The organism is Pseudomonas sp. PsB (assembly GCF_043658375.1).
GTDB classification, from domain to species: domain Bacteria; phylum Pseudomonadota; class Gammaproteobacteria; order Pseudomonadales; family Pseudomonadaceae; genus Aquipseudomonas; species Aquipseudomonas putida_Z.
In genome coordinates this window covers 689,811-709,784 of record NZ_JBIGLU010000001.1, presented here as the reverse complement: position 1 = coordinate 709,784, position 19,974 = coordinate 689,811, and the positions used below count along the sequence as shown (strand labels likewise).

The 19,974-nt window shown below is 62.6% G+C and carries 15 protein-coding genes and 1 pseudogene; 5 read left to right on the top strand and 11 right to left on the bottom strand.

Going from position 1 to position 19,974, the window contains the following annotated elements; genetic code table 11:
* Positions 1-34: 34 nt before the first annotated feature.
* From ACGLHT_RS03220 to putP, 6 genes are all read right to left on the bottom strand, one after another.
* A complete protein-coding gene (locus tag ACGLHT_RS03220; protein ID WP_274119854.1) occupies positions 35-1,438 on the bottom strand; it encodes a PIG-L deacetylase family protein in 1,404 nt (467 codons plus the stop codon).
* The gene (locus ACGLHT_RS03215; protein ID WP_274078201.1) at positions 1,435-2,331 is read right to left on the bottom strand and encodes an antimicrobial resistance protein Mig-14; all 897 of its coding nucleotides are present in this window, start codon (positions 2,329-2,331) and stop codon (positions 1,435-1,437) included. Before ACGLHT_RS03215 ends, ACGLHT_RS03220 begins: the two co-directional genes overlap by 4 nt.
* Positions 2,331-3,461 carry a glycosyltransferase gene (locus tag ACGLHT_RS03210; protein ID WP_274119853.1) on the bottom strand — a complete coding sequence of 377 codons (1,131 nt, stop codon included), beginning with the start codon at positions 3,459-3,461 and terminating at the stop codon, positions 2,331-2,333. Before ACGLHT_RS03210 ends, ACGLHT_RS03215 begins: the two co-directional genes overlap by 1 nt.
* A complete protein-coding gene (locus tag ACGLHT_RS03205; RefSeq protein ID WP_274119852.1) occupies positions 3,445-5,202 on the bottom strand; it encodes a carbamoyltransferase in 1,758 nt (585 codons plus the stop codon). The genes ACGLHT_RS03210 and ACGLHT_RS03205 overlap by 17 nt, the downstream gene beginning before the upstream one ends.
* Before the next feature lie 238 nt (positions 5,203-5,440).
* Positions 5,441-6,277 carry a 23S rRNA (adenine(2030)-N(6))-methyltransferase RlmJ gene (locus ACGLHT_RS03200; protein ID WP_025340863.1) on the bottom strand — a complete coding sequence of 279 codons (837 nt, stop codon included), beginning with the start codon at positions 6,275-6,277 and terminating at the stop codon, positions 5,441-5,443.
* Between the two features lie 185 nt (positions 6,278-6,462).
* The gene (gene putP / locus ACGLHT_RS03195; protein ID WP_274119851.1) at positions 6,463-7,941 is read right to left on the bottom strand and encodes a sodium/proline symporter PutP; all 1,479 of its coding nucleotides are present in this window, start codon (positions 7,939-7,941) and stop codon (positions 6,463-6,465) included.
* Positions 7,942-8,015: 74 nt separating this feature from the next.
* On the opposite strand from putP, the gene ACGLHT_RS03190 reads away from it, so the two are divergent.
* Together ACGLHT_RS03190 and putA are read left to right on the top strand one after the other, a co-directional pair.
* Complete coding sequence (locus ACGLHT_RS03190) at positions 8,016-8,204, top strand: hypothetical protein (RefSeq protein WP_137162535.1); 189 nt, start codon at positions 8,016-8,018, stop codon at positions 8,202-8,204.
* 94 nt (positions 8,205-8,298) lie between these two features.
* Positions 8,299-12,252, top strand: coding sequence for a trifunctional transcriptional regulator/proline dehydrogenase/L-glutamate gamma-semialdehyde dehydrogenase (gene putA / locus ACGLHT_RS03185; protein ID WP_025340865.1), 3,954 nt, complete (start codon positions 8,299-8,301; stop codon positions 12,250-12,252).
* Between the two features lie 399 nt (positions 12,253-12,651).
* On the opposite strand, the gene ACGLHT_RS03180 is transcribed toward putA, so the two are convergent.
* On the bottom strand, positions 12,652-13,089 hold the full coding sequence (locus tag ACGLHT_RS03180; RefSeq protein WP_137162537.1) for a hypothetical protein: 438 nt from the start codon (positions 13,087-13,089) through the stop codon (positions 12,652-12,654).
* 105 nt (positions 13,090-13,194) lie between these two features.
* Entirely contained in the window at positions 13,195-13,758 is a 564-nt protein-coding gene (locus ACGLHT_RS03175; protein WP_137162538.1) for a hypothetical protein, read from the bottom strand.
* Between the two features lie 368 nt (positions 13,759-14,126).
* On the opposite strand from ACGLHT_RS03175, the gene ACGLHT_RS03170 reads away from it, so the two are divergent.
* Positions 14,127-15,929, top strand: coding sequence for an acyl-CoA dehydrogenase (locus ACGLHT_RS03170; protein WP_137162539.1), 1,803 nt, complete (start codon positions 14,127-14,129; stop codon positions 15,927-15,929).
* A 17-nt stretch (positions 15,930-15,946) separates the two neighbouring features.
* Here ACGLHT_RS03170 and ACGLHT_RS03165 read toward each other — a convergent pair whose 3' ends face one another.
* Genes ACGLHT_RS03165 through ACGLHT_RS03155 form a run of 3 tightly spaced genes read right to left on the bottom strand, consistent with a single transcriptional unit; the run spans position 15,947 to position 18,836 of the window.
* Positions 15,947-16,867 (bottom strand): DMT family transporter, encoded by a 921-nt coding sequence (locus tag ACGLHT_RS03165; RefSeq protein ID WP_025340868.1) that lies wholly within the window; start codon positions 16,865-16,867, stop codon positions 15,947-15,949.
* A gap of 2 nt (positions 16,868-16,869) precedes the next feature.
* On the bottom strand, positions 16,870-17,829 hold the full coding sequence (locus ACGLHT_RS03160; protein ID WP_274119850.1) for a 2OG-Fe(II) oxygenase: 960 nt from the start codon (positions 17,827-17,829) through the stop codon (positions 16,870-16,872).
* Between the two features lie 26 nt (positions 17,830-17,855).
* Positions 17,856-18,836 carry a hypothetical protein gene (locus tag ACGLHT_RS03155; protein ID WP_137162540.1) on the bottom strand — a complete coding sequence of 327 codons (981 nt, stop codon included), beginning with the start codon at positions 18,834-18,836 and terminating at the stop codon, positions 17,856-17,858.
* Between the two features lie 124 nt (positions 18,837-18,960).
* On the opposite strand from ACGLHT_RS03155, the gene ACGLHT_RS03150 reads away from it, so the two are divergent.
* Positions 18,961-19,836: a LysR family transcriptional regulator gene (locus tag ACGLHT_RS03150; RefSeq protein WP_025340871.1), complete on the top strand. Its 876-nt coding sequence runs from the start codon at positions 18,961-18,963 to the stop codon at positions 19,834-19,836.
* Positions 19,830-19,943 (top strand): annotated as a pseudogene (locus tag ACGLHT_RS03145) (hypothetical protein); the annotation flags it as partial. The gene ACGLHT_RS03150 and the pseudogene ACGLHT_RS03145, both read left to right, overlap by 7 nt.
* Positions 19,944-19,974: the final 31 nt, after the last annotated feature.

The window sequence follows — 19,974 nt, the reverse complement described above, 5'->3', positions numbered from 1 at the left end:
GCTCTGCGCCATCGCGGTCAACCATGGGGCGCGGCTACAGCTCACGCCGCCAGAACAGTTCATGTCGGCGCACGGCCTTGCGGAAGAATTCGTTCTCGCCGTAAGGCGACGGCCGCCGCCCGGCCAGCCAGCGCTGCAACAAGCGGCGCAGGCGGCGCTTGAACGGCGCCGGCGGCTGCAGGTCGTGCATCATGCCCAGGGCCATGGCCTTGTCGCGCTGGGTTGCCAGGTCCAGTACCAGGCTGCAAGGTGCCCACGCCTGGGCAGCGCTCAGCTGCGGTGGCAAGGCCACGCCATCACCACTGTCGCCCATCGGCCAGCGGTCGTTGTCGTGCAGGTGGTTGGCGTAGCACAGCAGGGTTTGCGGCTGCCAGGCCAGGCCTTGCAAGGCTTCCAGCACCGCTGCCTGGGCACATATGTGGTCGGGGTGCGGGTCTAGCTGCGGGTGCGGCATCACCAGCACCTCTGGCCTGGCCATTTCCAGCAAGGCCCGCAGGTCGGCCAGCAGGTTGCGCCAGGTCGGCGCGCCATCGCCGTCGGCCGGCAGCGGGAACGGGTTGAAGCGGCGGAATACGCGAATGTCGGCGAGGTCGGCCTCACGGGACGCGGCCGGCTGGTCTGGCGCAGCCTGCATGGCAGGCAGCTGCAGGCAGAAGTAGCCCAGCTGCACGCAACGCGATTCCGCCACACCGGCCCAGCGCGGCACGGCGATACTGTCCCAGGCACGCAGGCGGCCCTTCAGGCGCGCGGCTTCGGCCTTTGCCAGGCCCATCTGCTGATAGTGTTCGGCCTCGATCTCACCGGCGGTCAGGGTCACTACCCAGGTTTCGTCGGCCTGGCTGTAGAGACCGTATGCGGCCAGTTCGGCATCATCGGCATGCGGCGCGATCACCATCACCCGGCGCCGTTGCAGCTCGACCGCCGGGGTTATCCACAAGCGCGGCTGGCCCGACAGCCGGCAATGCCGGCCACGCAGGCGCAACGCGCCAGCCTGCAGAGGTGCGGCGAGGCCGGTGAGGTTGAGGAAGCGCACGCCATCGACGCCGCGCTCGAAGGTTTGCCGATCGGCCTGCTCGCCAGCCATCAGCTCGACCTGCGGGTCGAGGATGCGCCCCAGCCAGCTGCTTTTTACCCGCAGCTCGAGGACCAGGGTTTCGTTGCCCTGCAGTGCGCAGTCAGCCTTCAGCAGGCCGCCGTTCAGGCTGGCAGGAGCCTCCCGGGTCTGCTCGCCGAAGTCGTAGGCGTAGTCCTCGCCTGGCGCATAGAACAGGTGGTCGGCAAACCAGGCTTCATGGGCCGCCCACAGCAGCGGCAACAGCAGCAGTGGCAACCACCACCAGCTGAACACACCTACGGCCACCAGCGCGACCAGGCCCGCCAGCAGGCCCAGGCGCTTGTTGCGCCGGTGGCGCTTGAGCAGCTGCTGCTTGCGACTCACGCCTGATACACCGGCACGGGGTTGCACCAGCGGTCCTTGTACTCGCGGTCGGCACGGCCGAACGAGAACCGCAGCGGCTTGTTGCGCGCACGAGCGTCTTCCCAGGCGGCCTGGGTATTGAGGAAGCTCAGCACGCTGCCGGGGCTGAAGGCCTTGGTTTCAGGGTCGACACCGCCATTGATGTACTCGACGCTGATCCATTCCGGCGCTTCGACACGGTAAACCAGCTGGATGGCTATCGGCTTGCCGTCCAACAGCAGCACCGAGCCGATCAGCAGCTCGCGCAGGCGTTCCAGCACCTCGGCCATGCGCTCGGCACCGGTGGCAGGGAAGCCCCAGCGGCGCAGGAACAGGTCGCAGTACATGCTGGCGATTTCCTGCGCGCTGAAGTCGCTGATCGGGCGCACCACACCGCCCGCCTCTTCCAGCAGGCGCAGCTCACGCCGCTGGTTGTAGCGGAACTTCTTCGACAGGTCTTCGTGGGCGCGGGCCATGGCCAACTGTTCCTTCTGCGCCTTGAGGCCGCTGAAGCGCCCCTGGTTCAGTTCGGACAGGTAGCGCGCGGCATGGCGCAACGGTGCAGCGGCATCGGCCGCCGCCGGCAGGATGATCTCGGCGTTGCCCAGGTCGAACAGGGCCTTTTTGCCGGCACGCTTGAGCACATCCTTGGACAGCGCAAGGTGGCGCCCCCAGGTGGGGATGGCGGCCTTCAGTTCGCCGCCCTGGTGCCAGCCCAGGTAACGCACCGGGATCTGTGCCAGGTCCGCCAGCTGCTCGACCACCAAAGGATGGGTGGCGACACTGCCACCAAAGCGGGCCCATGCCTCGGCGTAGGCCTTGGCGTCGATAACTTGCCAACCGCGTTCGCGGAAGGCCTGGATACGGTTGAGCATCAGGCCTGCCCCACCAACGCACGGACTTGCGGCAACTGCCAGAAGGCCTCGCGCACCGCCTGGTCGGAGAAGCGTTCACGCAGGCGCTGCAGCATGTGCTCGGCACAGGCCTGGCGCTGCTGCCCATCGAGCACAGCCATGTGCTTCAGGCCCTGGGCCAGTTGCCCGGCATCGCCCAGCGGGAACAGCACGCCAACACCCTCGACCACTTCGCGGGCACCGCCACAGGCCGTGGCCAGTACCGGCACACCGGCGACCATGGCTTCGAGCAGGACCATGCCGAACGGCTCATGGTCGGAGCTCAGTGCGAATACATCGAACGCCTGGAAGTAACGGCGCGCATCCGGCACCTGGCCAAGGAAGTCCACTTGCCCGGCAATGCCCAGCTCGGCGGCCAGGGCCTTGAGCCTGGCTTCCAGGCGCCCCTTGCCAAGGATTGCCAGGCGGGCGCCCGCCGGCAGCCCCGGTAGCGCTTCGGCAAAGCCACGCAGCAGGGTGGCCTGGTCCTTGTCCGGGTGCAGGCGCCCGACGTTACCGACAATCCACGCCTGCGCATCCAGGCCCAAGGCCTGGCGGGCCTCGGCGCGTGGCACCAGGGCCGCTTGCAGGGCATCGATGTCGATGCGGTTGTACAAGGTCTGGATACGCTCTGCCGGCCACTGCGGCAGACAGCGGCGCATGTCGTCACGCACTGCATCCGACACGCCCAGCAAGCTCAGGCGCTTGCCGAACAGGTTGGCGAAGATGCGTCGCCCCTTGCGCTCGTAATCACCGAAAGCATGGTGCACGCCGATCACCGGCAAGCTGGTGCCCAGCAACGCCACGTAGATCGGCTTGAAACGATGGGCAATGCAGAAGGCGAAATTGCGCTCGGCCGCGATCCGCCGCAATGCACGGATGGCGCCGAGTTTCAGGCCGCGCACGGCCTTGGAGCTGAACTCCAGGAACAGCACCTCGTCCGACGCGCAGCCAGCCGCTACCTGCGGGTCGGCGGCGCCGGTGAGGAACACCGTGGTGACCTGGTAACCACGCCCCTGGAACAGGCTGGCGTACTGACGGGCGCAGTCCAGGAACGGCCCGTCATAGCCATGGCAGAACTGCAGGATGCGCGGTTCAGAGCGGCTGGTCATACGGGGCCGCGCCGTCCTTCACAACCAGGATGTCTTCCATGATCAGGTACTGCAGGTCCGAGCCGAAGAACATGTTCAAGGCGTCGGTCGGCGAGCAGATCATCGGTTCACCACGGCGGTTCAGCGAGGTGTTCAGCGACACGCCGTTGCCGGTCAGGTCTTCCAGCGCCTTCATCATGTCGTAGTAGCGCGGGTTGTACTCGCGCTTGAGCACCTGGGCACGCGAAGTGCCATCCTCGTGGACCACTTCCGGCACGCGGGTCTTCCACTCTTCAGCCACTTCGAAGGTAAAGGTCATGAATGGCGCCGGGTGGTCGACCTTGATCATTTGCGGGGCGACGGTGTCGAGCATCGACGGGCAGAAAAGTCTCCAGCGTTCGCGGAACTTGATCTGCTCGTTGATGCGGTCGGCTACGCCCGGCACGCTCGGGCAACCGATGATCGAACGGCCGCCCAGGGCACGAGGGCCGAACTCCATGCGGCCCTGGAACCAGGCCACCGGATTGCCGTCGACCATGATTTTGGCGATGCGCTGTGGCATGTCGTCGAGTTTTCGCCACTTCGGCGCGTTCGGGTGACGGGCACAGGCGGCAATCACATCTTCGTTGGAGTACGAAGGGCCGAGGTAGACGTGTTCCATCTTCTCGACCGGCACGCCACGGGCGTGGGAAACGTAGGCGGCAGCACCCACGGCGGTACCGGCGTCACCGGAGGCCGGCTGCACGAACAGCTCTTTCAGGTCTGGGCGGGCGATGATCTTCTGGTTGAGCTTGACGTTCAGCGCGCAACCGCCGGCAAAGGCCAGCTTGCCGGTTTCACGCAGGACGTCGCCCAGGTAGTGATCGATCATCTGCAGGGCGATCTTCTCGAACAGTGCCTGCATGCTGGCCGCGTAATGGATGTACGGCTCGTCGGCGATGTCGCCTTCACGCTTGGGGCCCAGCCATTCGATCAGCTTCGGCGAGAAGTAGAAGCCCTTGCCCTTCTCTTTATAGCGGCGCAGGCCAATGACGTTGGCGTATTCGGTGTTGATCACCAGCTCGCCGTTTTCGAAGCTGGCCAGGCGCGAGAAGTCATACTTGCTCGCGTCGCCATACGGCGCCATGCCCATGACCTTGAACTCGCCATCGAGCATCTCGAAGCCGAGGAATTCGGTGATTGCGCCGTACAGACCGCCCAGCGAGTCAGGGTCGAAGAATTCCTTGATCTTGTGGATCTTGCCGTTTTCGCCGTAGCCAAAGAAGGTGGTGGCGTATTCGCCCTTGCCGTCAATGCCGAGGATTGCGGTTTTTTCCTTGAAGCCCGAGCAGTGGTAGGCACTGGAGGCGTGGGCCAGGTGGTGCTCGACCGGTTCGATCTTGACCTTTTTCGGGTCGAAGCCCAATTGCTCCAGGCACCAGACGATCTTCTTGCGGTAGCGCTTGTAGCGACGATTGCCCATCAGGATGGCGTCGAGGGCGCGGTCCGGGGCGTACCAGTAGCGCTTGGCATAGTGCCAGCGCGCCTTGCCGAACAGGCTGATCGGGGCGAACGGGATGGCTACCACGTCGACGTCGGATGGCTTGATGCCTGCCTGTTCCAGGCAGAACTTCGCCGACTCGTAGGGCATGCGGTTCTTCGCATGCTTGTCACGCACGAAGCGCTCTTCTTCGGCGGCGGCAATCAGTTTGCCGTCAATGTACAAGGCCGCGGAAGGGTCATGGCTAAGGGCGCCGGACAGGCCAAGAATCGTCAATGCCAAGGGATTAGCCTCTTCATTCGGTAGAAATGCGCCAGCGGCCCTCTTGGGCGGGTGGCGGCTAAAGGGCGGGATTATAACGCAAACATCAGGAACTGCGCGGTCGTTGTAGGAGCGGCCTTGTGTCGCGAAAGGGCCGTGCAGCGGCCCCAGGCTTTCAGCTTCGCAGCAGAAATTGCCGGGGCCGCTTTGCGACCCTTTCGCGACACAAGGCCGCTCCTACAAGGGATCGCAGCGCAGCTTATTCAGCGATCAGCCAGTCCATGCGGAAGCTGCCGGCGGTTTGCGCCAGCTCTTTGGCCAGCCATGGCAGCAGCTCCTTGAGCTCTTCTTCCAACCCCCACGGCGGATTGGCGATGGCCAGACCGGAGCCGTTGAGCCCCTGCGGGCTGTCCTGGTGGTGCACATACAGCTCGACCCGCAGCAGTTTCGGTGCGCCGGTGCTGGTCAGGTCCTGGTAGAAGCGGGTCAGCGAGCGCTGGTCCTTGATCGGGTACCAGATGGCCGCGACGGTCTGGCGCATGCGACTGATCGCCTCTTTCATGGCGGTAGTGCAGCGCTTGAGCTCGTCAGCCTGCTCGAACGGCGGGTCGATCAGCATGATCGCGCGCTTTTCCTGCACGGGCAGCAAGGCCCGCGGCACATGCCAGCCTTCGCCCAGGTGCACGACCACGCGTGGGTCTTTCTTCATGTTCTCTTTGAGTAGCGGCCCGTCCTCGGGATGCTTCTCGTTGAGCAGGGCGCGGTCCTGCTGGCGCATCAGGCGGCGGGCCAGCTCGGGCGAACCGGGGTAGTAGCGCAGCTCGCCATCGGCATTCAGGCGCTTGATGATACGCAGATAGTCGTCGGCCATGGCCGGCAGGTCATCGCGATTCCACAGGCGTGCGACACCTTCCAGGTACTCGCCGGTGCGGGTTGCCTGGTCGCCCTGCAGGTCGTAAAGACCGAGCCCTGCATGGGTATCGATATAGGCGAACGGCTGCTCCTTGCGCGACATCAGGGCGATGAGGCGGGTCAGCACGATATGTTTGAGGACGTCGGCGTGGTTGCCGGCGTGGAAGGCGTGACGATAGTTCATGGCAACTCCTGCGGGGGTGGCAAGTTTACCTTGCCTTGCAGGCGGAGTCAGGCCTGGCTGCTGATCGGCGACGGCATCTTCGCGGGTAAACCCGCTCCCACAGGCACCTCACAGAATTTGAGTTCTGTGCAATCCCTGTGGGAGCGGGTTCACCCGCGAAGCAGGCGCCGCCGCCTCAACGGGTATTACTTGTCAGCGTGATACGCCGCATCAGCAGTCTCGAAACGCTTGACCATTGCCTGCGACGGGCTGCCCAGCTTGCTCACCACGAAGATGGCGATGCTGGCGAACAGGAAGCCCGGGATGATTTCGTACAGCCCGAGGGTGTCGAAGTTCTTCCACAGGATCACGGTCAGTGCACCCACCACGATACCGGCCAGTGCGCCGTTACGGGTCATGCCTTTCCACAGTACCGAAATCAGTACCACCGGACCAAAGGCAGCACCGAAGCCGGCCCAGGCGTAAGCCACCAGGCCCAGCACGCGGTTTTCCGGGTTGGAGGCCATGGCGATGGCGATCAGGGCGACGGCCAGCACCATCAGGCGGCCGACCCACACCAGCTCGACCTGCGAAGCGTTCTTGCGCAGGAACGCTTTGTAGAAGTCTTCGGTCAGGGCGCTGGAGCAAACCAGCAGCTGGCAGCTCAGGGTACTCATCACCGCAGCCAGGATGGCCGACAGCAGCACACCGGCGATCCACGGGTTGAACAGGATCTTGGCCAGTTCGATGAACACCCGCTCGTGGTTCTCGCTGACCGGGCCTGCCAGGTCAGGATGCGCCGAGAAGTAGGCGATGCCGAAGAAGCCCACGGCACAGGTACCGACCAGGCAAAGGATCATCCAGGTCATGGAGATACGACGGGCGTTGGCGATCGACTTCACCGAGTCGGCGGCCATGAAACGCGCCAGGATGTGCGGCTGGCCGAAGTAGCCCAGCCCCCAGCCCATCAGCGAGATGATGCCGATGAAGGTGGCGCCCTTGAACATGTCGAAGTGGGCCGGGTTGACCGCATCGATGGCAGCGAAGGTGGTATCGAAGCCGCCAGTGGAGATCAGCACGATCACCGGAGTGAGGATCAGCGCAAAGATCATCAGCGAAGCCTGCACGGTATCGGTCCAGCTCACCGCCAGGAAACCACCGATGAAGGTGTAGGCGATGGTCGCAGCAGCACCGGCCCACAGGGCGGTTTCGTACGGCATGCCGAAGGTGCTCTCGAACAGACGGGCACCGGCAACGATGCCGGAGGCGCAGTAGATGGTGAAGAACACCAGGATCACGATGGCCGAGATGATCCGCAGCAGGCCGCTGTTGTCTTCGAAGCGGCTGGAGAAGTAGTCCGGCAGGGTCAGCGCATCGCCGTTGTGCTCGGTCTGCACGCGCAGACGACCAGCGACGAACAACCAGTTCAGGTAGGCGCCGACGGTCAGGCCGATGGCAATCCAGGCTTCGGACAAGCCGGAGAAGTAGATGGCGCCCGGCAGGCCCATCAGCAGCCAGCCACTCATGTCGGAAGCGCCGGCGGAAAGCGCGGTGACCACGCTACCCAGGCTGCGACCGCCGAGGATGTAGTCGGAAAGGTTATTGGTGGAGCGATAGGCGGCGAAGCCGATCAGCACCATTGCCGCGATATAGACCACGAAAGTGATCGTTAGTGGATTGCCCATGCGTGTGCCCTGGCGTTTGTTTTTATGTCATGCACAACCGCAGCCATGGCGGTTGCACCCAGGCGGCGAATCCTATGCAACAACGCAAAGGGGGTGCAACCATTTTTCATTTGCAAGTTGCACCTTCTCGTGCTTTTTTGGAAAAATCTGATTTTTTGCTCCTTTTGGGAGCAACAACCTCGCTTTTCAGAATAAAACGCACCGAAAACGACCCTTTTCCGGGCATGGAAATCACGGTCAGACGAGTTGCACCTTTTCCATGAAAAATTCGGGTTGCACCTGGTTGCACCCGACTTGTCCTACAGCTACTCTTGGCGCCAGCTTAGGCCACAACCGTGGCAATAACGAGGATAAGAAATGGCGACGACCACCCTTGGGGTCAAACTCGATGACCCGACCCGTGAGCGACTCAAGGCAGCTGCGCAGTCGATTGACCGCACCCCGCACTGGTTGATCAAGCAAGCGATCTTCAACTACCTGGAGAAGCTCGAGGGTGGTGCCACCCTGACCGAACTCAACGGCCATGCCAGCAACCTGGCCGACGACGCCGGTGAGGTCCAGCCCGACCACAGCCACCAGTGCTTCCTCGAGTTCGCCGAGAGCATCCTGCCGCAGTCGGTACTGCGCTCGGCGATCACCGCCGCCTACCGTCGCCCCGAGCAGGAAGTGGTACCGATGCTGCTGGAGCAGGCGCGCCTGAGCGCTCCGCTGGCCGAAGCGACCAACAAGATGGCCGCCGGCATCGCCGAAAAACTGCGTAACCAGAAGAGCGCTGGCGGTCGTGCCGGCATCGTTCAGGGCCTGTTGCAGGAATTCTCGCTGTCGTCCCAGGAAGGCGTGGCACTGATGTGCCTGGCCGAAGCCCTGCTGCGCATCCCCGACAAGGGCACCCGTGACGCGCTGATCCGCGACAAGATCAGCACCGGCAACTGGCAGCCGCACCTGGGCAACAGCCCGTCGCTGTTCGTCAACGCCGCCACCTGGGGCCTGCTGCTGACCGGCAAGCTGGTATCTACCCACAACGAATCCGGCCTCACCTCCTCGCTCACCCGCATCATCGGCAAGAGCGGCGAGCCGATGATCCGCAAGGGCGTCGACATGGCCATGCGCCTGATGGGCGAGCAGTTCGTCACCGGCGAAACCATCGCCGAAGCCCTGGCCAATGCCAGCCGCTTCGAGTCCAAGGGCTTCCGCTATTCCTACGACATGCTCGGCGAAGCCGCACTGACCGAGCACGACGCACAGAAGTACCTGGCGTCCTACGAGCAGGCCATCCACTCGATCGGCAAGGCCTCTCATGGCCGTGGCATCTATGAAGGCCCGGGCATCTCGATCAAGCTGTCGGCGCTGCACCCGCGCTACAGCCGCGCCCAGTACGAGCGCGTGATGGAAGAGCTGTACCCGCGCCTGCTGTCGCTGACCCTGCTGGCCAAGCAGTACGACATCGGCCTGAACATCGACGCCGAAGAAGCCGACCGCCTGGAGCTGTCGCTCGACCTGCTCGAGCGCCTGTGCTTCGAGCCTTCGCTGGCCGGCTGGAACGGTATCGGCTTCGTTATCCAGGCCTACCAGAAGCGCTGCCCGTATGTGATCGACTATGTCATCGACCTGGCCAAGCGCAGCCGCCACCGCCTGATGATCCGCCTGGTGAAAGGCGCCTACTGGGACAGCGAAATCAAGCGCGCCCAGGTCGAAGGCCTGGAAGGCTACCCGGTCTACACCCGCAAGGTGTACACCGACGTGTCCTACGTCGCCTGCGCCCGCAAGCTGCTGGCCGTGCCAGAAGCCATCTACCCGCAGTTCGCCACCCACAACGCCCACACCCTGTCGGCCATCTACCACATAGCCGGTCAGAACTATTACCCGGGCCAGTACGAGTTCCAGTGCCTGCACGGCATGGGCGAGCCACTGTACGAGCAGGTGGTCGGCAAGATTTCCGAAGGCAAGCTGAACCGTCCGTGCCGCGTCTATGCACCGGTCGGCACCCACGAAACGCTGCTGGCCTACCTGGTGCGTCGCCTGCTGGAAAACGGCGCCAACACCTCGTTCGTCAACCGCATCGCCGACCACTCGATCTCCATCCAGGAACTGGTCGCCGACCCGGTCGCCAGCATCGAGCGCATGGGCACCCAGGAAGGCAGCATCGGCCTGCCGCACCCACGCATCCCGCTGCCGCGTGAACTGTATGGCAGCGAGCGGGCCAACTCGGCCGGCATCGACATGGCCAACGAACACCGCCTGGCATCGCTGTCCTGCGCCATGCTGGCCACCGCTCACAACGACTGGAAAGCCACGCCACTGCTGGCCTGCGCCGCCAGCGAAAGCGCAGCCGCACCGGTGCTGAACCCGGCGGACCACCGCGACGTGGTCGGCCATGTTCAGGAAGCCACGGTCGCCGACGTCGACAACGCCATCCAGTGCGCACTGAATGCAGCACCGATCTGGCAGGCCACTCCGCCGGCCGAGCGCGCTGCCATTCTGGAGCGCACCGCCGACCTGATGGAGGCCGAAATCCAGCCGCTGATGGGCCTGCTCATCCGCGAAGCGGGCAAGACCTTCGCCAACGCCATCGCCGAAGTGCGTGAAGCCGTGGACTTCCTGCGCTACTACGCGGTGCAGGCACGCAACGACTTCAGCAACGACGCCCACCGCCCGCTGGGCCCGGTGGTGTGCATCAGCCCATGGAACTTCCCGCTGGCGATCTTCACCGGCCAGGTAGCCGCAGCGCTCGCAGCCGGCAACCCGGTGCTGGCCAAGCCGGCCGAGCAAACCCCGCTGATCGCTGCCCAGGCCGTGCGCCTGCTGCTGGAAGCCGGCATCCCTGAAGGCGTGCTGCAACTGCTGCCAGGCCGCGGTGAAACCGTCGGTGCCGGCCTGGTGGGTGACGAGCGCGTCAAGGGCGTGATGTTCACCGGTTCCACCGAAGTGGCCCGCCTGCTGCAGCGCAACGTCGCCGGCCGCCTGGACAACCAGGGCCGCCCGATCCCGCTGATCGCCGAAACCGGTGGCCAGAACGCGATGATCGTCGACTCCTCGGCACTGACCGAGCAGGTAGTGATCGATGTGGTGTCCTCGGCCTTCGACAGCGCCGGCCAGCGTTGCTCAGCACTGCGCGTGCTGTGCCTGCAGGAAGACTCCGCCGACCGCGTGATCGAAATGCTCAAGGGCGCCATGGCCGAAAGCCGCCTGGGCTGCCCGGACCGCCTGGCCGTAGACATTGGCCCGGTGATCGACGCCGAAGCCAAGGCCGGCATCGAGAAGCACATCCAGGGCATGCGCGAGAAAGGTCGCTCGGTCTACCAGGTGGCCATTGCCGATGCTGCCGAGCTCAAGCGCGGCACCTTCGTCATGCCGACCCTGATCGAGCTGGAAAGCTTCGACGAGCTCAAGCGTGAAATCTTCGGCCCGGTGCTGCACGTGGTGCGCTACAACCGCCGCAACCTGGACCAGCTGATCGAGCAGATCAACAACTCCGGCTATGGCCTGACCCTCGGCGTGCACACCCGCATCGACGAGACCATCGCCAAGGTCGTGGAAACTGCCAACGCCGGCAACATGTACGTCAACCGCAACATCGTCGGTGCAGTGGTCGGCGTGCAGCCGTTCGGTGGTGAAGGCCTGTCCGGCACCGGCCCGAAAGCCGGCGGCCCGCTGTACCTGTACCGCCTGCTGTCGACCCGCCCGGCCGACGCGATTGGCCGCCACTTCCAGCAGCAGGACGGCGAAGGCAAGCCTGACCGCGCCCTGCACGAACAGCTGATCAAGCCACTGCATGGCCTGAAGGCCTGGGCCGAGAGCAACCAGCTGGCCGACCTGGCCGCGCTGTGCAGCCAGTTCGCCAGCCAGTCGCAGAGCGGCATCGCCCGCCTGTTGCCAGGCCCGACCGGCGAGCGCAACAGCTACACCATCCTGCCACGTGAGCACGTGCTGTGCCTGGCCGACAACGAAGCCGACCTGCTGGCGCAGTTCGCCGCAGTGCTGGCCGTTGGCAGCTCGGCGGTATGGGCGGACGGCGAGCCGGGCAAAGCCCTGCGTGCCCGCCTGCCGCGAGAGCTGCAGGCCAAGGTCAAGCTGGTGGCGGACTGGAACAAGGATGAAGTGGCATTCGACGCCGTGATCCACCATGGCGACTCGGACCAGCTGCGCGGCGTGTGCCAGCAGGTGGCCAAGCGTGCCGGGGCGATCGTGGGTGTGCACGGGCTGTCCAGCGGCGACCACCAGATTGCGCTGGAGCGCCTGGTGATCGAGCGGGCAGTGAGTGTGAACACTGCTGCTGCCGGTGGTAATGCCAGCCTGATGACCATTGGCTAACGCTGAGGGTTGTTAACGAAAAAGGAGAGCTTCGGCTCTCCTTTTTTTTATGGGGGCTGGGGTTGGGCTGACAGGTGTTCATTCAACCTGAAGCCAAACCCTCATTGCCCCCTGATAATTCTCGAGTGCCTGGCCGGGCCTATTCGCGGGCGCGCCCGCTCCCACAGGATCACCACAAGCTTCATGACTTGCACCGTACCTGTGGGAGCGGGCATGCCCGCGAAAGGGCCGGCTCAGGCGACACATCATTAAGCCTCAGTGCGAAGTTCGCGACCTAGATTAGGATCTTCGAGTGAATCTGCGTTCAGGGGTGAATCAGGAACTATCACCACCTGCTGTCAAGCAAGAGGGTGGCAGCGGTGCATGGGTAGAGAAATCCAAAAAACCCGGTGCACGCCGTTACCCGCGCTTTCGCCAGAGCCACAATAGGCACCAGCCTTTCCCTGCCTCCGAAGTCAGCATCAGCCCAATCCACACCGAGTTACTGATACTGGAAGCCAGCATCGGCAACAACAGGAGTATGGATATCGAAGGAACGATAAAAAAGATGCGAAAGGGGATCTGCACCATCGCCAAGTAGACAGCCAACCGGCAGCGCATAAGAAACAACGCGCAGGTCGCTATCAACGAAAGCTGCAGAACCAGGCCTAGCCAGACGATTAGCTCTAGCCCTCCTCCCCAGACCTGCATGTTGCTCAATGCATCCTTGAAATCCGTCCAGAAAGGTATGGCACCTCGCTCCGTACTGCGGAAGACATAAAAGCAGATGTAGAACGCGTCCATGCCTCCCCAAAACAGGAAAGCGATCGCATGCCAGCTCAAGTTCGAGTTCTTCAATATGCTCCCTCTTCGAACCACGCCGGAATACCGAGCTTCGTAGGGGCGGCCTTTCGCCGCGAAAGGGCCGCAAAGCGGCCCCGGAAAATTCTGCTGCGACGCTGCTCAAACCATGGACGAAAGTGTGACCAAAGCAAACAGCTGCGTTGCTGTAATTACGGCAGCCAGCAGCATCCACAACCAATTGGCCAGCGTGAAACGGCTGTTGGCCACCCCTGCCTCATCCCCCGCGCTGAAATTGGCGCCTTTCTGCATGGGCACCAGAATGACCAACCAAGCTGCTTGAATGACTACACCCGCAAAATACGCCGCCCACAACTGATCATCCAGAATCACACTGGCAGCCACCCAGGCAGCACACATACCGTAGTAGCCCAGCGTGAGCCCCAGAATGGACCAAGGGTAGGTTCTGCCTGACTCGCGAATATGATCATTCACCCTTCTCAATAACGGGTAGATGAAGAACACTGCAAGAGCGCTTCGCCAGAATGGGCTGACCTTTTCTCCTGTCCTCACTCCATGCAGCTTCCAGCTCTGATAAAAGCAATACAGCCAGTAAAAACCAAGGGTGAAGAAGGTCATTAGGCCAAACTTCAGGGGCGAGACTACGAAGAAGGGAAATTGCTTGCCCTCGAAATCATTCAAGTCGTTCTTGTGGACATCACTCATCAGAAAAGCCTCATTGCGAACACCAAAGCACGCATTCAAGGCCAAATGGCATTCGATCCGCAGTAGTCCAGTTCCGCTCTGACTTGTAGGAAACGTCTCTACATTTTCCTGCGCCTGTTCCGGCCCTTTCGCGGGTAAACCCGCTCCTACAGGTGCAGCGTTGATGGCTGCGGCTGCGCAGTACTTGTGGGAGCGGGTTTACCCGCGAAAGGGCCCGAACAGGCAAAACAACAACTGCCCCCGCGTGAGCTGTGCGACCAACCACCAGACATCCCGGTGTTCTCAACCCATATCACCCAAACCTATTAACCTGTCCCCCACCCCACCACCCTCCTACACTCGCAGCATCCCGCCTCAGGACCGCGATCATGCCCGAGACCCTGCTCAGCCCCCGCAACCTCGCCTTCGAACTCTACGAAGTCCTCGACGCCGAGGCCCTGACCCAACGCCCGCGCTTCGCCGAGCACAGCCGCGAAACCTTCGATGCGGCGCTATCAACTGCCCGTACCATCGCCGAGAAGTTCTTCACCCCGCACAACCGCAAGGCCGACGAAAACGAGCCGCGCTACGTGGATGGCCGCGCCGAACTGATCCCCGAAGTGAAACCCGCCGTCGACGCCTTTCTCGAAGCCGGCTTCCTCAACGCCAACCGCGACTTCGAAGTCGGCGGCATGCAGCTGCCGAGCCTGGTCTCGCAGGCCTGCTTCGCCCACTTCCAGGCCGCCAACGCCGGCACCACGGCCTACCCGTTCCTGACCATGGGCGCGGCCAACCTGATCGAGAGTTTCGGCAGCGATGAACAGAAACGCCTGTATCTGCAGCCGATGATCGAAGGCCGCTACTTCGGCACCATGGCCCTGACCGAACCCCACGCTGGCTCGTCGCTGGCCGATATCCGCACCCGCGCTGAACCCGCCGGTGACGGAAGCTACCGGCTCAAGGGCAACAAGATTTTCATCTCCGGCGGTGATCACGAGTTGTCGGAAAACATCGTGCACATGGTGCTGGCCAAGCTGCCGGATGCTCCGCCCGGCGTGAAGGGCATCTCGCTGTTCATCGTGCCCAAGTATCTGGTCAGCGAAGATGGCAGCCGTGGCCCGCGTAACGATGTGCTGCTGGCCGGGCTGTTCCACAAGATGGGCTGGCGCGGTACCACCTCCACCGCGCTGAACTTCGGCGACAACGGCCGGTGCGTCGGCTACCTGGTCGGCCAGCCGCACCAGGGCCTGGCCTGCATGTTCCAGATGATGAACGAGGCACGCATCGGTGTCGGCATGGGCGCGGTGATGCTCGGCTACGCCGGCTACCTGTATTCGCTGGATTACGCCCGCCAGCGCCCGCAGGGCAGGCTGCCGGACAACAAGGACCCGCACAGCCCGGCAGTGCCGATCATCGAACACACTGATGTAAAACGCATGCTGCTGGCACAGAAGGCCTACGTGGAGGGCGCCTTCGACCTGGGCCTGTATGCCGCGCGCCTGTTCGACGACACCCAGACTGCCAGCGACGGCAGCGCCCGCAAGCAGGCGCAGGAGCTGCTCGACCTGCTGACCCCGATCGTCAAGTCCTGGCCCTCGGCCTTCTGCCTCAAGGCCAATGAACTGGCGATCCAGATCCTCGGCGGCCACGGCTACACCCGCGAATACCCGGTGGAGCAGTACTACCGCGACAACCGCCTGAACCCGATCCACGAGGGTACCGAGGGTATCCAGTCGCTCGACCTGCTCGGCCGCAAACTGGCGCAGAACAATGGTGCCGGCCTCAAACAGCTGATCCGCCTGATCGCCGCCACCGGCGAAAGCGCCAGCCACCACCCGAACCTCGACCCACTGCGCCAGCCGCTGGAGCAACTGGTCAACCGCCTGCAAGGTGTGACCCTGACCTTGCTTGGCGACCTGGCCGAAGGCAAGGTCGCCGGTACCCTGGCCAACTCCGCCCTGTACCTCAAGGCCTTCGGCCACTGCGTGATCGGCTGGCGCTGGCTGGAGCAGGCGATTCATGCCGAGCTTGGCCTGCTCAAGGGCAACCCTGCCGACCGCGACTTCTACCTCGGCAAGCTACAGGCCGCGCGTTATTTCCTGACCTGGGAAGTACCGGGCTGCCATAATGAGCTGACATTGCTCGGGGCGCGCGACGACACCTGCCTCGCCATGCAAGAGGAGTGGTTCTAGACAGCACCTGTGAAGAATCACTGAGTACACTTGGCGGGCGATGCCGAGCTGCGGGGGTTGCGAGCAATAGCGATTCCTGCAGCGACTACCGCAATGCCCAGGTAGGCTGTCCAATGAATCGCGTCGCCGAACATCAACGCAGCCCATAACAATGTCACTGGCGGTTCCAGATAAACCAGCGCCGACACGCGGGTCGCGGTCAGCTTGGTCAGCAATATCCACAGGCTCAAATAGGCGATGAACGTTGAGAACAGTGTCAGCCAGGCGACAGCCACCCAGGCCTGGGTGCTGGCAGGCACTTCGATCAAGCCCAACGGCAAGCCTGTAGCGGTGAGCAACACCAGCGTCGCGGTCGATTGCAGAAACAGTGGCATCAGCAAACCGTCCTTGCTGTGGTCTGTCTCCAGAACCGATTGCCGTCGCTGGTAAAGCGTGGCGATGGACAGCGTGATGGCAGCGATCAGCGGCAGAGCGTACAGCCAGAATTCAAGCCGGGCTGTCGACAGGCTGTACTCACCCAGAATGACTACGCTGACGCCCGCAAACCCAAGCACAAGCCCCAGCCACTCCTGCCGGCCACTGCGTTCACCGTGGTCCCTGCTGCTCATCGATGCCGTGATCAATGGCTGCAAGGCGCAAATGATGGCAGCAATACCCGCCGGCAGGCCGCCGCGGATGGCGATGTAAACGCTGACCAGGTAGGCAAACTGGGCCAGAAAACCGATCACGGCGTTGTAACGTATCTGCGCCCACGACAGTACACGCAGTCGGTGCAAGACAAAGGGCAACAGGCAGATGCAGACCAGCAAAAAGCGCCAGAACAGCAGGTTTATTGCACCAGCGTCCTCCGTGCCCAGCCGGGCGCCAATGAAGCCCGAACTCCAGGAAAGGACAAAAATGACTTGCAGCAGGATCAGGTATGGCGCACTACTTGGCATATTCACGCCCCTATGTGATGCAATTCCTCGAACGTAATCGGCTGGATGCCTATACGTGCGTATTGTCGAACAGCTGATCGCTGCAGGGCCCAGCGCAACCCCAACCAGTTGGGGATGGTCGCGGGAATGCCGTCGTCGGAGGCTAGGTGCCAGAAGCGGTTGGAGTCGTCACCGAAGTAAGGGCAATGGAAGGACAACACCAGTGACATGCGCCGCCCGCTGAGCACCGGGCGAACGCCGTGGAACAGGCGGCTGCCATAGATGAACAAGGCATCGCCGGGCTCGTCCAGGCGTGCGGTTTCGAAGGTGCGGTAATCCAGAGCATCAAAGGTATCGACAGTACCGTTGTGGAACAGGAACTCGCCACCGCTGTAATCGGCAGGCCCCGACAGCACGATGTTCAGCACATAATTGGTGCCGTCCGTATGCCACATACCCAGTTGCTGCTGTTGCTCGACAGGCTTGGGGTAGTAGTAGTTGATCTGCGAGCGGGCATTGAGCAGGGGGTAAGGCACGAGCGGCACGCCAGCGATGCGCGAGATGGCCAGCAGGAATGAGCGACTGCACATCATGTCGTTGATGAACGACGACAGCCCCGTCACCCCTCGTGTGCGCCGGGAAATGATCCAGTCGCTGTCGCCCGCCCCTTCCTCCAGGCGGGCGCAGATGTCTTGCAAGGCCGCGACGCCCTCGAGCGTGAACAACCGATGGACGACAGCGACCCCCGTGATGGCATCTACCGCAACTTTCGAGTGTGGGCTTTGGCTATAACCCAGTTCCCCCAGCGTTCGGGTGTCCGTGACGGTGGGCCCTTGTCGTCGAAGCAGATCATCCCGCCAGGCAACCTGCTCGCCCAGGCAGATCGACGAAGCTCGCGGCGTGCGCTTCAACGTTGACTTGAGCGCCAGCTTCACGCGGCCTACGCCGCGCTCGAACAAGGGTAAGGTATCTGAGTGGTTCATGAAGTGTCAGTCCCTGTTGGTGGTCGCTACTGGAGGTACTTCGCGATTTGATAGCGCACCGAGCCGTCCCCACTGGCGAACTCGTCTACCACACTGCAGTTGCAGTGCCGGGCTCTGATGCGACGGAACTGTTCGGGCGTGTATTTGAGGCAGATGTTGGTCAGCAGGTACCCATGTTGCCGCAGGCGCTGCACAGGCTGCAGGGTCACGGCCACATGGACGCATTCATCCAGAATTCGTAAAGGCACGAGGATGGCTTCGTGCTCGCCCGACGGGGTAAAGCCTTGTTGCAGCGCAACCATTCGGGAAAACTGCAGCATGTTGGGGTTGGCGTAGAACTCAAGAATGGGCCGCTCCAGGCCTTCTTCGTAGACCTGCATTTCCGAAAGAATGTAGGTGGTCTCACCGGCAAGGTTACGGATCAGTCTACCCGTGCTCACGGGCAGCTCATTACCCTCCTGAAAACCAAGCAGTGTGATCAGGGTGAGCTCTTGATCATGACGCAAAGCTTCATGAGTAACGGTACGATAATCAGCGGCGATGTAATTGAAGCTGCCTTCGGCTTGCACGATGGGGCGCACAGCATCGCTCATCGCGGGTTCCGAGGTCTGGTTGATATCGATGGCGGTGTAGCGGATAGAGCTTGAAGTCTGGGCTATTCGCTTCAGCAAGCAAGTGCTCTTGATCGGCTCGGGGCCCAGCTCGACGTAGTGCAGTCGGCGCCCACTGCTCAGCGCCGCCAACCGCTCGGCAACACTGCCGATGACACTTTTGAGCGCACCCTGCCCCCGTGCGTCGGCACAAAGCCCGTCCTCGCCCACGCCTTGTTCATTCAAGGCGCGCATGAGCAAAAATATTTCGTGGTTAAAACGATTCCCGCCTTCGGGGTGGAGCTCAGGCTGGTCCAGGGTCGAGTACTTCTCATGGTTCTCGACAGTCCATAGCCGCGAGTTCTGGTACGAGGGGGTGCGCACGAGTGCATCTACAACGAAGTCGTTCAGGCTCATCCGTATCATTCCTTTGCAATTTCGGGGGTAGCTATGCCTTGCCCACACAGTAAGAGGGGGTATAAAGCCTGTACAGTTGATTAAATCGAAGCGCTGGTTCGATCCGGCTAAATCAGGTGGTTCAATGGGGAAAGGCCTCGACATCAACGTACTCAGAACCTTCCAGGCAGTAGCCCGGCTGGGCCGCTTCAAGGATGCCGCCGACTATGTCCATCGCAGCCCATCGGCGGTGACGACGCAAATACAGAAGCTGGAGGAACAGATCGGGCAGCAGCTGTTTGCTCGCAGCAACCAATCAGTAGAACTGACCCCGGCGGGTCGACACCTGCTGGTTGAAGCGACACGTTTTCTGATGGCCCATGACAGGCTGCTGGCTACGTTGTCGCCCCAGCAGATGACCGGCAAGGTCCGCCTTGGGGTACCAGACGGATATGCAGCCAGCCTCATGAGCGATTTCCTGCCAGTTTTCGTAGCCAGTAATCCGAAGCTGGAACTGGAGGCCGTAGCGCGGTCCAGCGCAGAGCTCATCGAGCTGTTTGCGCGACAGCGCCTGGACTTGGCAGTGGCGGTCAGCAGTGAGGCCTGTGAACAAGGGGAGTGGCTTCGCTCGACCAGACCTCGCTGGGCTGCGGCCCCTGGTTTCCACTACGACCCTGGCCGCCCCTTGCCGCTGGCACTGCAACTGAAGGGCTGTCCGTACAGGGAGGCAGCCTTGCAGGCACTGAAGGTACACGGCATTGCGTACCGTATCCTGCTGGAAAGCGCCAACTGGCATGCGGTACTAGCCTGCATGAGGAGCGGCCTGGCAGTCGGTATTGTCGAGGGGCTGGACAGTGGTGATACATCACTTGCGTACGTGGAAGGCATGGGCTTCCCCGCGCTCGCCGAGCATCACGTCTACCTGCTCACGGACACCACTCACCATGTTGCGTCGCATCTGAACGAAATGTTGAAGGCCACCATCCGCAAGGATGGACCTGCAACACCAGGCCCTTGCTGACCGCACTTTATTTCCTGACCTGGGAAGTACCTGGCTGCCATAATGAGCTGGCATTGCTCGAGGCACGCGACGACACTTGCCTCACCATGCAGGACGAGTGGTTCTAAGGGGGAGCCACCGTGTACACGGAGGCTTCCA